General features: G+C 61.2%; 15 protein-coding genes. 9 read left to right on the top strand and 6 right to left on the bottom strand.

Annotated elements, in window-relative coordinates; genetic code table 11:
• Nucleotides 1–185: 185 nt before the first annotated feature.
• Genes ACA047_RS12660 through ACA047_RS12635 form a run of 6 tightly spaced genes read left to right on the top strand, consistent with a single transcriptional unit; the run spans nt 186 to nt 6,246 of the window.
• Complete coding sequence (locus ACA047_RS12660; protein ID WP_497359513.1) at nt 186–3,110, top strand: monovalent cation/H+ antiporter subunit A; 2,925 nt, start codon at nt 186–188, stop codon at nt 3,108–3,110.
• A complete protein-coding gene (locus tag ACA047_RS12655) occupies nt 3,110–3,454 on the top strand; it encodes a Na+/H+ antiporter subunit C (RefSeq protein ID WP_497359512.1) in 345 nt (114 codons plus the stop codon). Before ACA047_RS12660 ends, ACA047_RS12655 begins: the two co-directional genes overlap by 1 nt.
• Nucleotides 3,451–5,136 carry a monovalent cation/H+ antiporter subunit D gene (locus tag ACA047_RS12650; RefSeq protein WP_497359511.1) on the top strand — a complete coding sequence of 562 codons (1,686 nt, stop codon included), beginning with the start codon at nt 3,451–3,453 and terminating at the stop codon, nt 5,134–5,136. The genes ACA047_RS12655 and ACA047_RS12650 overlap by 4 nt, the downstream gene beginning before the upstream one ends.
• A complete protein-coding gene (locus ACA047_RS12645) occupies nt 5,133–5,621 on the top strand; it encodes a Na+/H+ antiporter subunit E (protein WP_497359510.1) in 489 nt (162 codons plus the stop codon). The genes ACA047_RS12650 and ACA047_RS12645 overlap by 4 nt, the downstream gene beginning before the upstream one ends.
• Entirely contained in the window at nt 5,618–5,896 is a 279-nt protein-coding gene (locus tag ACA047_RS12640; protein ID WP_497359509.1) for a K+/H+ antiporter subunit F, read from the top strand. Before ACA047_RS12645 ends, ACA047_RS12640 begins: the two co-directional genes overlap by 4 nt.
• Nucleotides 5,893–6,246 carry a Na+/H+ antiporter subunit G gene (locus ACA047_RS12635; protein WP_497359508.1) on the top strand — a complete coding sequence of 118 codons (354 nt, stop codon included), beginning with the start codon at nt 5,893–5,895 and terminating at the stop codon, nt 6,244–6,246. Before ACA047_RS12640 ends, ACA047_RS12635 begins: the two co-directional genes overlap by 4 nt.
• 88 nt (nt 6,247–6,334) lie before the next feature.
• Here ACA047_RS12635 and ACA047_RS12630 read toward each other — a convergent pair whose 3' ends face one another.
• The 3 genes from ACA047_RS12630 to ACA047_RS12620 all read right to left on the bottom strand — a co-directional run bounded on the left by ACA047_RS12630 (nt 6,335) and on the right by ACA047_RS12620 (nt 8,543).
• Nucleotides 6,335–6,772 carry a DUF3995 domain-containing protein gene (locus ACA047_RS12630; protein WP_497359507.1) on the bottom strand — a complete coding sequence of 146 codons (438 nt, stop codon included), beginning with the start codon at nt 6,770–6,772 and terminating at the stop codon, nt 6,335–6,337.
• A 121-nt stretch (nt 6,773–6,893) separates the two neighbouring features.
• The gene (locus tag ACA047_RS12625) at nt 6,894–7,904 is read right to left on the bottom strand and encodes an ABC transporter substrate-binding protein (RefSeq protein ID WP_497359506.1); all 1,011 of its coding nucleotides are present in this window, start codon (nt 7,902–7,904) and stop codon (nt 6,894–6,896) included.
• Nucleotides 7,905–8,093: 189 nt separating this feature from the next.
• Nucleotides 8,094–8,543 (bottom strand): hypothetical protein, encoded by a 450-nt coding sequence (locus tag ACA047_RS12620; RefSeq protein WP_497359505.1) that lies wholly within the window; start codon nt 8,541–8,543, stop codon nt 8,094–8,096.
• 427 nt (nt 8,544–8,970) lie between these two features.
• Between ACA047_RS12620 and ACA047_RS12615 the strand changes: the two genes are divergently transcribed.
• The 3 genes from ACA047_RS12615 (at nt 8,971) to ACA047_RS12605 (ending at nt 9,895) form a co-directional block, all read left to right on the top strand.
• Nucleotides 8,971–9,207, top strand: coding sequence for a hypothetical protein (locus ACA047_RS12615; RefSeq protein ID WP_497359504.1), 237 nt, complete (start codon nt 8,971–8,973; stop codon nt 9,205–9,207).
• Between the two features lie 133 nt (nt 9,208–9,340).
• Complete coding sequence (locus ACA047_RS12610; RefSeq protein WP_497359503.1) at nt 9,341–9,571, top strand: hypothetical protein; 231 nt, start codon at nt 9,341–9,343, stop codon at nt 9,569–9,571.
• 87 nt (nt 9,572–9,658) lie between these two features.
• Nucleotides 9,659–9,895 carry a DUF2789 family protein gene (locus ACA047_RS12605; protein ID WP_497359502.1) on the top strand — a complete coding sequence of 79 codons (237 nt, stop codon included), beginning with the start codon at nt 9,659–9,661 and terminating at the stop codon, nt 9,893–9,895.
• 101 nt (nt 9,896–9,996) lie between these two features.
• Here the strand turns inward: ACA047_RS12605 and ACA047_RS12600 are convergent, their stop codons facing one another.
• From ACA047_RS12600 to ACA047_RS12590, 3 genes are all read right to left on the bottom strand, one after another.
• Nucleotides 9,997–11,220, bottom strand: a complete 1,224-nt coding sequence (locus tag ACA047_RS12600; RefSeq protein ID WP_497360327.1) for a methyl-accepting chemotaxis protein — start codon at nt 11,218–11,220, stop codon at nt 9,997–9,999.
• Nucleotides 11,221–11,781: 561 nt separating this feature from the next.
• The gene (locus ACA047_RS12595; protein WP_497359501.1) at nt 11,782–12,186 is read right to left on the bottom strand and encodes a TraR/DksA family transcriptional regulator; all 405 of its coding nucleotides are present in this window, start codon (nt 12,184–12,186) and stop codon (nt 11,782–11,784) included.
• Nucleotides 12,187–12,514: 328 nt separating this feature from the next.
• Nucleotides 12,515–13,537: an ABC transporter permease gene (locus ACA047_RS12590; RefSeq protein ID WP_497359500.1), complete on the bottom strand. Its 1,023-nt coding sequence runs from the start codon at nt 13,535–13,537 to the stop codon at nt 12,515–12,517.
• Nucleotides 13,538–13,541 lie beyond the last annotated feature (4 nt).

Below are 13,541 nucleotides of genomic sequence, written 5' to 3'. Positions count from 1 at the left end.
ATATGTATTGCGCCCGGTTTTTTTGAGTGGCTCCAGTGCTCGTGGCTGAGTCTGTGTCCCCTCACCAAAACAACGCAAAGTCAGAAAATTCCACCTACCTTGTAGGATTCTGCGACAGCCTCGCGGTTGGTGATCCGGAATACGCCACGTATGATCCCTAACAACCTCCCGCAGAATAGAAGCCTATGTCACTGATAGTTCTATTGCTTTTGCCCTTCATCGGCAGCTGTGTCGCGGCCCTGCTGCCGCATAACGCACGTAACACCGAATCATTGCTGGCCGGCCTCGTAGCCTTGGCCGGCACCGTTCAGGTGGCCTTGCTGTACCCACAGATCGCCGACGGCGGTGTGATTCGTGAGCAATATTCCTGGTTGCCCAGCCTGGGCCTGAATTTTGTGCTGCGCCTGGACGGTTTCGCCTGGCTGTTTTCGCTGCTGGTGCTGGGCATCGGCACGCTGGTCTCGCTGTACGCGCGTTACTACATGTCGCCGGACGATCCGGTGCCGCGTTTCTTTGCGTTTTTCCTCGCGTTCATGGGCGCCATGCTCGGGCTGGTGATCTCCGGCAACCTGATCCAGATAGTGTTTTTCTGGGAACTGACCAGCCTGTTCTCATTCCTGCTGATCGGCTACTGGCACCACCGCGCCGACGCCCGACGTGGCGCCTACATGGCCTTGATGGTGACTGGGGCTGGCGGGTTGTGCCTGCTGGCCGGGGTGATGCTGCTCGGCCATGTGGTGGGCAGCTATGACCTGGACAAGGTCCTGGCCGCCGGTGATCTGATCCGTAACCACGCCCTCTACCCCATCCTGCTGCCGCTGATCCTGATCGGCGCCCTGAGCAAAAGCGCGCAATTTCCTTTCCACTTCTGGCTTCCCCATGCCATGGCCGCGCCCACGCCGGTGTCGGCGTATCTGCATTCGGCCACCATGGTCAAGGCCGGGGTGTTCCTGCTGGCGCGGTTGTGGCCGTCGCTGTCGGGCAGTGAAGAATGGTTCTACATCGTCGGCGGTGCGGGGGCCTGCACATTGTTGCTGGGCGCCTACTGCGCCATGTTCCAGAACGACCTCAAGGGGCTGCTGGCCTATTCCACCATCAGTCACCTGGGGCTGATCACCCTGCTGCTGGGCCTGAACAGCCCGCTGGCAGCAGTGGCGGCAGTGTTTCATATCCTCAACCACGCCACCTTCAAGGCCTCGCTGTTCATGGCCGCCGGGATCATCGACCACGAAAGCGGCACCCGGGACATCCGCAAGCTCAGTGGCCTGGTGCGGCTGATTCCGTTCACCGCGACGCTGGCGATGGTTGCCAGTGCCTCGATGGCCGGGGTACCGCTGCTCAATGGTTTCCTGTCCAAGGAAATGTTCTTCGCCGAGACCGTGTTCATTTCCGCCACGGCCTGGGTCGAGCTGGCGCTGCCAATCATCGCCACCATCGCCGGGACCTTCAGCGTCGCCTACTCCCTGCGCTTCACCGTGGACGTGTTCTTCGGCCCCACCGCCACCGACCTGCCCCATACGCCCCACGAGCCCCCGCGCTGGATGCGCGCGCCGGTGGAGTTGCTGGTGTTCACTTGCCTGGTGGTGGGGATTTTCCCGGCCCAGGTGGTCGGCTCGTTGCTCGCCGCGGCCGCGTTGCCGGTGGTCGGCGGCACGCTGCCCGAATACAGCCTGGCGATCTGGCACGGCTTGAATGCGCCGATGATCATGAGTCTGGTGGCGATGTCCGGTGGCATCGTGCTGTACCTGCTGCTGCGTAATCAGTTCAGGCAAGGGCACATCAAGCACCCACCGTTCATTGGCCGACTCAGCGGTAAACGGCTGTTCGAACGTTGCCTGGTGCTGATGATGCGTCAAAGCCGGCGGTTGGAACGACGGATCAGCACCCGCCGCCTGCAGGCCCAGTTGTTCTTGCTGGTACTGGCCGCAGTGCTGGCCGGGCTGATCCCGATGCTGCACAGCACGCTGGTCTGGGGCGACCGGCCGAAGATCCCCGGCTCCATCGTGTTCGTCACCCTGTGGCTGCTGGCAATCGCCTGTGCCCTGGGTGCGGCCTGGCAGGCCAAGTACCACCGGCTCGCGGCCCTGACCATGGTCAGCGTCTGCGGCCTGATGACCTGCGTGACCTTCGTCTGGTTTTCGGCTCCTGACCTCGCCTTGACTCAACTGGTGGTGGAAGTGGTGACCACGGTGCTGATTTTGCTGGGGCTGCGCTGGCTGCCACGGCGGATCGAGGACGCGTCCCCGCTGCCCAACAGCGAACGGCGCGCCCGCATCCGTCGTCTGCGGGACTTGCTGCTGTCCGTCGCGGTGGGCGGTGGCATGGCACTGTTGTCTTACGCGATGCTGACGCGCCAGACGCCCAACGATATTTCTTCGTTCTACCTCAGCCGGGCCCTGCCCGAGGGCGGCGGCAGCAACGTGGTGAACGTGATGCTGGTGGACTTCCGGGGCTTCGACACGCTGGGGGAAATCACCGTGCTGGTGGCAGTGGCCCTGGCAGTGTTCGCCCTGCTGCGGCGTTTCCGGCCACCGAAAGAAAGCATGCAACTGCCGGCGCAACAGCGCCTGCTGGCACCGGACGTGGTCACCGATCTGGTCAACCCGCGCCATGCCAGCGATACCGCGCTGGGGTTCATGATGGTGCCGTCGGTGCTGGTGCGCCTGCTGCTGCCGATTGCCCTGGTGGTGTCGTTTTACCTGTTCATGCGCGGCCACAATCAACCGGGCGGCGGCTTCGTGGCCGGGTTGGTGATGTCGGTGGCGTTCATTCTGCAATACATGGTGGCCGGCACTCAGTGGGTCGAGGCGCAAATGAGCCTGCGGCCACTGCGCTGGATGGGCACCGGGCTGTTGTTCGCCACTGTCACAGGCCTCGGGGCGATGGCGGTGGGTTATCCATTCCTGACCACCCACACCTGGCATTTCGAATTGCCGCTGCTGGGTGATATTCATTTGGCCAGCGCGCTGTTCTTCGACGTCGGCGTGTACGCCGTGGTGGTCGGCTCGACCCTGTTGATTCTCACCGCCCTGGCTCACCAGTCGGTGCGGGCCCACAAACCGGGCCTGCAGTCCAAACCCGCCGTGCCACTCGCAGGAGCCACCGCCTGATGGAAGAAGTCATCGCAATTGCAATCGGCGTACTGGTCGCCTCCGGTGTCTGGCTGGTGCTGCGCCCACGAACCTTCCAAGTGGTCATGGGCCTGTGCCTGCTGTCGTACGGGGTCAACCTGTTCATCTTCAGCATGGGCAGCCTGTTCATCGGCAAGGAGCCCATCATCAAGGACGGCGTGCCCCAGGACCTGCTGCACTACACCGACCCACTGCCCCAGGCCCTGGTGCTGACCGCCATCGTGATCAGTTTCGCCATGACCGCGTTGTTTCTGGTGGTGCTGCTGGCCTCCCGGGGCCTGACCGGCACCGACCATGTGGACGGTCGGGAGCCCAAGGAATGATGTTGACGCCTCACTTGATCGCTGCCCCTATCCTGCTGCCGCTGCTGACCGCCGCGTTGATGCTCATGCTGGGTGAAAAGCACCGCCCGCTCAAAGCGCGGATTAACCTGTTCTCCAGCCTGCTGGGCCTGGGCATCGCCGTGCTGTTGCTGCGCTGGACCCAGGACCAGGCCCTGCCCGCCTCCATCGGCGTGTACCTGCCGGGTAACTGGCAAGCGCCGTTCGGCATTGTGCTGGTGGTCGACCGTCTGTCGGCCCTGATGCTGGTGCTGACGGGCATCATCGGGGTCAGCGCCCTGCTGTTCGCCACAGCCCGCTGGGACCGCGCCGGGGCGAGTTTCCATGCCTTGTTCCAGATCCAGCTGATGGGCCTCTACGGGGCCTTCCTGACGGCAGACCTGTTCAACCTGTTCGTGTTCTTCGAGGTGCTGCTGGCTGCCTCCTACGGCTTGATGCTGCACGGCTCGGGCCGGGCGCGGGTGTCGTCGGGGCTGCATTACATTTCCATCAACCTGCTGGCCTCGTCGCTGTTCCTGATCGGCGCAGCGCTGATCTATGGCGTCACGGGCACCTTGAACATGGCCGACCTGGCCTTGAAGGTGCCCCTGGTGCCGGAAGCCGACCGCGGTCTGTTGCACGCTGGGGCAGGAATCCTGGCGGTGGCGTTCCTGGCCAAGGCCGGCATGTGGCCGCTGAATTTCTGGCTGGTGCCGGCCTATAGCGCCGCCAGTGCACCGGTGGCCGCGCTGTTCGCGATCATGACCAAAGTGGGCATCTACACGATTTTGCGTCTGTGGACGCTGCTGTTTTCCAGCCAGGCCGGCGCCTCGGCGTATTTCGGCGCCGACTGGCTGATCTACGGCGGCATGGCGACCATCGTCTGTGCGGCCATCGCCATTCTGGCGACCCAGCGCCTGGAGCGCATGGCCAGTCTGAGCATCCTGGTGTCGGCCGGGATCCTGCTGTCGGCCATCGGCTTCGCTCAACCCAACCTGGTGGGGGCGGCGCTGTTTTATCTGGTGAGTTCGACCCTGGCTCTCTGCGCGCTGTTCCTGCTGGCCGAGCTGATCGAACGCTCGCGCTCGGCCAATGAGCTGCCCCTGGACGACGACTTCGATGCCATGCCGCGACCGCTGGAATCCCTGCAACCGCCCAAGGGCATCAACCTCGATGACGAACAGAGGGCCGTGGTCGGCCAGGTGATTCCCTGGACCATGGCCTTCCTGGGCCTGAGTTTCATCGCCTGCGCACTGTTGATTGTCGGCATGCCGCCGCTCTCGGGCTTCATCGGCAAATTGGGCTTGCTGAACGCACTGCTCAACCCCCAGGGGCTCGGGGCAAGTTCGGGGGAGCCTGTGTCGAATCAGGCGTGGGGCCTGTTGGCGTTGCTGATCCTGTCCGGGCTGGCCTCGTTGATCGCTTTCTCACGCCTGGGCATCCAGCGCTTCTGGACGCCGCAGGAGCGCCCATCGCCATTGCTGCGGCCTTTCGAATGCCTGCCAATCATCGCGCTACTGGGCCTGGGCATCGTGTTGACCTTCAAGGCCGAGCCGCTGCTGCGCTATACCCAGACCGCCGCCGATGCGCTGAACAACCCTGAGCACTATGTCATGTCGGTGCTCGGCACTCGCGCCATCCCCAACCCCCAAGCCAACGCAGCATTGCAGGAGACACAGCCATGAAACGCCTGTTTCCCGCGCCGTGGCTGTCTCTGGCGCTCTGGGTACTGTGGCTGGTCTTGAACCTGTCCCTCAGCGCCGGCCATCTGCTGCTGGGGGCTGCGCTGGGCTTCCTGGCACCGCTGATGATGCGCCCGTTGCGACCACGGCCCATCCGTATCCGGCGGCCGTGGGTGGTGCTGCGGCTGTTCCTGCTGGTAGGCCGCGACGTACTGATGTCCAACCTGGCGGTGGCCTGGGGTGTGCTGAACGCCGGACGCCGCCCGCCTCGCTCGCGGTTCATCAAAGTGCCGTTGGACCTGCAGGATGCCAACGGCCTGGCGGCTCTGTCGATGATCACCACCGTGGTCCCCGGGACGGTCTGGTCGGAGCTGGCTCTGGATCGCAGCATCCTGTTGCTGCACGTGTTCGATCTGGAAGACGAAGCGTCGTTCATCGCGCACTTCAAGGCCACCTACGAGCGCCCATTGATGGAGATTTTCGAATGAGCCCGTTGCTGTCCAATGCGATTTTGTTGAGCCTGTTTCTCTTCTCGCTGAGCATGGTGCTGACCCTGCTGCGGTTGTTCAAGGGGCCGTCGGCACAAGACCGGGTACTGGCCCTGGACTACTTGTACATCGTCGCGATGCTGATGATGCTGGTGCTGGGCATTCGTTATGCCAGTGACACCTATTTCGAGGCGGCGCTGCTGATCGCCCTGTTCGGCTTTGTCGGCTCGTTTGCCCTGGCCAAGTTCCTGTTGCGTGGCGAGGTGATCGAATGACCGGCGAATTGTCGATGTGGGTCGAAATTGCGGTGGCGATCCTGCTGGTGCTCAGCAGCCTGTTTGCCTTGGCGGGGGCGATTGGGCTGGTGCGCTTGAAGGACTATTTCCAGCGCATGCACCCGCCGGCCCTGGCCTCGACGCTGGGCGCCTGGTGCGTGGCCCTGGCCTCGATCATCTATTTTTCGGCACTCAAGTCCGGGCCGGTGTTGCACGCCTGGCTGATCCCAATCCTGCTGTCCATCACCGTACCGGTGACCACCCTGCTACTGGCCCGGGCCGCGTTGTTTCGCAAACGCATGGCCGGGGATGACGTGCCGGCCGAGGTCAGCAGCCGCAGAAACGACTGACAGATATCTCGAGCCGAACACCATTGTGGCGAGGGAGCAAGCTCCCTCGCCACAAGTTTGGGTTTGATCAGGCGGACTGTATAGCCCTTCAGGCCCAGGCAACCGTCAACAATCCTGCCCCGAGCACCACGCACAACGGCGAATAGACCCAGGTGTCGAGCTTCGCGAATGTCGACCCCTTGACCTCCTTGAAGAAGCCCACCAGGTTCGATTCGCCAATCGCCCGGGCGAACATCAGCAAGGCGACCGCACTGATCAGCCATTGCAACGCCCGATGAGTGACCGGCGGCGCCAGCAGGCCAACCCGCAGGCATACCAGAACCGCAATCATCAACAGCGCCAGGGCCACCAGCAGGGTTAACAATCCCGATGGGTTGAACGCCGGACGCAGCGCGCCCCCCTGCCTCACCGGAACCTGCGGCACTACCGCCAGAGCCGCCCATCGCCCGCCCAGGGCCCAATACAAATGAATAAAGCTGATGGTCGCAAATACTGCGACCAGCGTCCGTGCCAATAAAAATGTCATTCGCCAGCCTCCTGAAAAGGTTGAACAATCATCCTAGCTTGAATTTGGCATTTCGCTGGACGGGCGCAGACTGCCAGCTTCCAGCGAATGACTCATTGCTCAGGATCAAGAGTTCAAGCCACTAGAGGCCGGCGGACACCTTGTCTGCCACCTCCGTGGGCAGCCAGGCCTGCCAGACCTGCGGGTGAGCCTTGAGGAAAGCCTCGGCGGCTTCACGGGGCGGCGTGTGTTTTTCGCTCATCTCGGCCAGGGCTTTGTTCAACGGTTCGATGGGCAGGTCGACCTTGCTGAAGAACTCGACAATGTCCGGGTATTGCTTCTGGAAGGGTGCCGATACGCCAATCGACAACTTGGAGGCCAGTGAGCGGGTCGGTTTCGGATTGGGATTGTCCGCGTCGGTCAGGGTTTTCCAGGCCTCGGCATCAAAGGGTGGCTCTTGCAGCTGCACCAGTTTGAAACGCCCGAGCAGCGGCGTGGGTGACCAGTAATAAAACAGAATCGGCTTGCCTCGGCGGATCGACGAGCTGATTTCCGCATCCAGCGCCGCGCCCGAGCCGCTACGGAAATTCACATAGCTGTCGGCCAGGCCATACGCCTTGAGCTTCTGTTTGTTGACCACTTCGGACGTCCAGCCGATGGGGCTGTTGAGGAAGCGGCCCTTGTCTGGGCTTTCCGGGTCTTTGAACACCTGCTTGTAGCGCGCCAGGTCTTCGACGCTACGCAGGTCAGGCGCCAGGGGCTTGATGCCCTTGGCCGGGTCGCCCTTGATGACATATTCGGGCACCCACCAACCTTCGGTCGCGCCTTTGACCGTATCGCCCAGGGCGATCACCTTGCCTTCGGCCTCGGCCTTGACCCACACCGGACTGCGACCGGCCCACTCTTCAGCGATCACCTGGATGTCGTTATTGGCCAGGGCGGTTTCCAGGGTAATGGTGGTACCCGGCAATGTGTCGGTCGGCAGCCCGTAGCCCTTTTCGACGATGATCCGCAGGATATCGGTGATCAGGCTGCCGCTTTCCCAGTTCAGGTCAGCAAAGTGGATCGGCGCTGAAGCGGCCGACGCCGGGAGTGGCGACACCAACACCGCGAACGTGGCCCAGGCAACCAGCCACTGTCGAACTCGTTTCATGCGTTGCACCTCATGCCAGACACAGCCATGGCTGAACGGCCCTGCGTAATCGAACGCAAGCCTCTGAATAGTTCAGTCAACTGACTGTAGCCGAGGTTCCAGCGATATCAGGGTAAAACTGTTACCGGTTTGGGAAGGCCCGATAGTGTGCCAACCCGGTACTCACTCTGTTCACTGGCACTGCACGCATCACTCGCTGGCCTTGAACGTCACAAGTTCGCCCTTGCGCCACTTGGCGGCTTTGGCAGTGACCGCCTTCAGGGTCTTGGTCAAGCCTTCCTGCAGCTGCTCGTTGGCCGCGAACACGGTCACCACGCTGTGGCCTTCCTTGAACAGGATCGCATGGCCGTCGGTGGTGCTGACGAATGCGTAATCCCCAAGGCCATATACCGTCAGTTTGATTTCGCGGAACTTGATTTCGAACTTGCCGCCCTCACGGCTTGGCAATACCGCTGCACGAAAATGGTCACCGACCTTGAGTTCAAGCCTGGGCTTGTCATCGACCACAAGAGCCGACTCAGTGTCGATTTCGGCAACATAAATACCTTCGGCGGTCTGCTCAGTGATGTAGACGAAACGTGACTGGAATTGTTTGACCAGTTTTGCCCGCAGGTCACCAAGTACAAATAACGCATGCATGTCGAGATTACTTACTGCCAAGGAAACATCCCCATCTTTGAAAGCGGCCCACCCTCTGGAAAGGACGGACCACGAGAACCCGTGCCGACTGTAGTGTCGCAATGGACCTGTCACTGAATTTCGAAGTAAACGGTGCGCCCTGCCCCGGTGCGAGAGAAGACTAAAGGATTGCCGCTCTCGCCGTCTTTCCCGGGGGGCGTCAGAGGCTGAAGGAAAACACCACTCTGAGCATCGGAAAAGGTGGGACTACTAACTTTAGGGAAATTTCTCACTTAAAAAAGCATTTTTCTGACATCGAGCCCAAAAAAAATTGCTTTAGATAGGCACAACCGTCCCCACGGTGCTGCTGATTCTAGAGCAGTCGGAGGCGTGGAGGCTACTCAAAGTACTCGGCAATTCGTCGGTAAACCATAGAAAAGGAATTCACATGGGCACTTTCACAACCCTGACTCACCCTGTCACCCCTTGCATCGTTGATACTCATGACACGTTTGACGGGGCCGATCACCTGCCGATTTCGCTGATTCAACCGCGCTACCGGGTCGTCCTGGCCGGCAAATGTTTTTTTCATATTGAAGAAACATCGACTGGACGTGTAAGAGGTTTCCGAACCGATCATAACGAGGCCTGCTACCTGGCCAGACGCCTCGAACGCGGTGCCTGACCTCATATACGCCCCGTCCATGACTTAACTCAGCCGCCAACAGGCAACTGCTGCCATACTGCCCGCCCAGCGAAGACCGTCCCTATTGGCGGCTCGCGCACTAATAATATGAATTTTGAAGAGAAGGCGCGACGTGACGGAATTTGATATCGGCGAATTTTTTATCCGGGGTGAAGCCAGAGAGGTCGAAGGCGAATTCCAGGCCGTCATCGTGATGCGCACCAAACCTCCTCTGACCACTGTCAGTTGGCACCAAGTAGAAAAGGATCGTTGGTTCAAGACCCCAGAGATCGCCGCCGAGGCCGCCAGGGAGGCGGCCAAGGCCCTGAAGCTGGCAGTGGATGAAGGGGCCTTGAAAGCCTGAATCCGATCGAACTCCTGGCAACCGCTTGCCTCAGATAAAGGGAAGCAACCGAGGCGCCATCACGGCGCCCGCGCAAAGGAGAATCCCATGGAACAGCCTTCCCACGAACTCAAAACCCTGTTCGACCAACTAGGCCTGCCCTCGGACGGCGACGCCATCGACGATTTCGTGATGGAACACCCGCTGGACCCGGAGATTAAACTGGTAGAGGCCGATTTCTGGTCGGATCAGCAGAAGGACCTGCTCCGGGAATCACTGCTCGCCGACGGCGAAGAGGCGGTGCTGGTGGACCAGTTGAACGTACGTTTGCACGACGGTAAATAAGGGGGTTTATCCCCATTGTGGGAGCAAAGCTTGCTCCCACAGATAGATCCCCTCGCCACAAAGGCAACCTTGCCTAGTCTGGAGGTTTGTTCGAAGTGAACCTACCGCGGTTTCTCGGGTTTATAGCCCAGCCGCAAGCCGCCCCAATGACGCCCTTTGAGCATGATCGGCACCGATAGATCGTGCATCAGTTCGCCGGTATCACGGGTATAGGTCTGCAACAGCACGGGCTGCTGATGGCTGCCACAGCGAATCCCGGTGCGATCGGAGAATTTGCGCTTGGTACGGTTGTTCAGCGTGTCCACCTGAGGATCGCCGGTCAGCGGCTGGCTGAAGATGTTGTTGTGGGTCGGCACATAACCCTGCTGGGTGCAGGCGATCGCGAACACCAGGCCCTCATGACGGGCGAGCAACGGTTCCTGAATCGCCGGCAGCACCTGGTCGGTGTACCGGTCGAAGCGGGTCTGGTACTTGGCTGGCTGCGTATTGGGGATGGCCTGATAGTTACGGTCGAACAGGTCCTCCAGGCTGATACGGCCCTGGTCGATATCGGCCTCGAACTGCGTGGCGATCCGGCTCGCCCCTTCCCGCGCCAGGTCGTAGACCCGTTGGTGATAATCGTCGAGGCCAACCTCGGCCAGGCGTTCGCTGATGGTTTCGGCCTGGCCTTCCATCTGCACTGCCGCTTCGGCCAGGCGCTGGGTCTGCTGGTCGCTGATGGCCAGGTCGCTGCGCATCTGTTCGATAGCATGGAACAAGCTGTCGAGTTGTTCGCGATTAGTGTCGGTGCCCTGGGCGATGGCGCTGACCTGGGTTTCGACACCCGCCGCGAGCAGGGCAATGTTTTCCAGGTGCTGGCCCGTGTGCTCGACCTGTTGCACACCGCCGTCCAGGTCACCGGCCAGTTGACGGATCTGCTCCACCACCTGGGCGGTGCGCTGCTGGATGTCCGCCACCATCACCCCAACCTCGCCGGTCGCCGCGGCCGTACGCCCGGCCAGGCCACGAACCTCATCGGCCACCACGGCGAACCCGCGGCCATGTTCACCGGCCCGCGCTGCTTCGATGGCGGCGTTCAGCGCCAGCAGGTTGGTCTGGCTGGCAATCGACTGGATCACTAGGCTTACCCGCTGGATTTCATCGCTGCGCACGCTCAAGGCCTCGATCAACTCGCGGCTGTCGTTGGCGCGCTGACTGAGTTGGTGCATGCGGCTGATGGACTCCACCAGTTCGCTGCGTCCGGCAACGCTGCTGCGATGGGCCTCGCTGGCGGCGCTCAGGGCTTGCTGGCTGAGGTGCGAGGTGGCCTGTTCGGTGGCAATCATCGACTCGGCATTGCTGACGATTTGCGCCGCTGCATCGAGTTGGGATTGGACCTTGCCGGCCAATTGCTTGACCGAATAGGCGACGCCGGCCGCTGACAACGCGTTATGGCTGGTGGTGTAGGACAGATCACGGGTCAGCTCGGCCAGGCTGTGGGCCGCCGCCGGCTCAGGAACAGAAGCCATGCGCGAGCGCAGGCGTGGCAACCAGACAATCAGCATTGCAAGGGGCAGGCCCAGGTACAACGACCAACCACCCAGGGTCATGCCGCACAGCAGTATCGTCAGGGCGAGGCTTTGCAAGGTCGGTGTCAGCCAGCGTGCCAGGCCTTTTGTCACAGGCACCTGGGCCGGCACCGCAGCCGCCAGAGATCCGTCTGTCGCCATCTTCGTCACCCACGCTTCTCGTTGTTATGACCGCATTAAACGCCACTACCGGGCCATTATCCATGGTCCATTAGTCGTGTTCTTGCAGCAGGTCAATGGGAGTAGACAAACAGGTGGAGACGAAAATAAAAGATCGCAGCCTTCAGAGAAGGCTGCGATCTTTTTCTGAAACGGGACTCAGGCCTGACGCTGGTGCTTGTCGATCTGCTCGTGACGTTCCTGAGCTTCGATGCAGTACTTGGTGGTCGGGCTGATCAGCAGGCGCTTGAGGCCGATCGGCTCGCCGCTGTCGTCGCACCAGCCAAAGTTGTCGGCAGAGATGCGGTCCAGGGCCTGCTCCAGTTGAGGCAGCATGCGCTGGTCACGATCGATGGCGTTGACCAGCCAGGTACGCTCTTCTTCTACGGAAGCAGCGTCCGCCGGGTCAGCCGGGGTGTCCAGGCTCTCAATGGCGATTCGGTTCTGTTCGATGCGCTCGTGGGTTTCGACCTTCATGTTCTTCAACAGCTTGGTGAAGAAAGCCAGCTGCTCGGCGTTCATGTAGTCATCCGCCGGCATGGCCAGCAACTTTTCCTTTGTCATTGATTTCTCTATAAAAAAAACGTGCATTAAGGCGAATTATGGAGCGTCCCGCAGCGCAGCTGCCGCGCTCATCGGGAAGGCGCCGTTTATTCCAAGCGCCACCCGGCACTCAATTTACGAGGGGCGGCAGTCTAAGGCCGAGTCGAGGCCTCAGCAACTGAAAACATAGGGAAAATGCCCGACATCCCCTTCAAATGCTCTCTGACAGGCTTTTGGCGGTCATCGGAGTGCGTTTATAACAAGAAATTCGGTGTAATAGCTGTATTAAGAAGACAAATGGCAACGCCACGCGGTTCAGGCGTGGCGCATTGTCACTATAAAAGGACTTTCAGCGCTTGAGTTTGCGCTTGTTACGGTACTGGTCGATGACCACCGCCACCACAATGATCAGCCCCTTGATGATGTCCTGGATGTAGGCATCGACACCGATGAAAGTAAAACCGCTGGCCATCACCCCGAGGATCAGCGCCCCGATCACCGTCCCGCTGATGCGCCCTACTCCACCCGCCAGGCTGGTACCGCCGATGACAGCCGCCGCAATCGCGTCCAGCTCATAGGACATGCCCATACCGGCCTGCCCGGTCGCCGCCCGCGCCGATGCGACCACCCCGGCCAGCCCCGCCAACAGACCGGCGATGCTATAGACGATCACCAAGTGGCGCTTGACGTTGATGCCCGACGTACGCGCCGCCTGCATGTTGCCGCCAATGGCGTAGGTGTATTTTCCGTACTTGGTGTATCGCAGGGCGATGTGAAAGATCACCGCCACCACCAGGAAGATGATCACCGGCATCGCGCCATGGCCGATGGCGGTATAGGAGTCGGACAACATGCTCACCGGCTGGCCTTCGGTGTAGTAGCGCGCCAGACCACGGGCCGAGACCATCATGCCGAGGGTGGCAATAAAAGGCGGGATACCGGTGATAGCGATGATGCTGCCGTTGATTGCACCGGCCAGCAGTCCCACGCCGAGCCCCGCCACCACCGGGATCCAAACCGGCAGGTCCGTCAGGGAGGGGAACACCGCTCGGGCAAAGTCCGAGGTCTGGGCCAGGCTGGCGGCGATCATGGCTGACAGCGCCAGCACGGAGCCGGAGGACAGGTCAATACCGGTGGTGATGATCACTTGGGTCACGCCGATGGCCAGCAGGCCGATGATCGACACCTGCAGGATCATCAGCACCAGGCGCTGGGAATTCATCAGGAAACTCTGGTCGCGCATGATCCAGCCGAACATTTCAAACACCAGGCCGATGCCGATCAGCACCAGGAAGATACTCAGCTCCGTCGGCAGCCGCCGGCGCGTCCTGGCCGGTGCGGCCGCGGGTTTGTTTTCCAGTATCGCGTTCATAGCC

It is taken from the genome of Pseudomonas sp. LBUM1664, assembly GCF_059695895.1.
The sequence above is the reverse complement of the archived record's forward strand: the minus strand, read 5'-3'. Positions and strand labels throughout refer to the sequence as shown.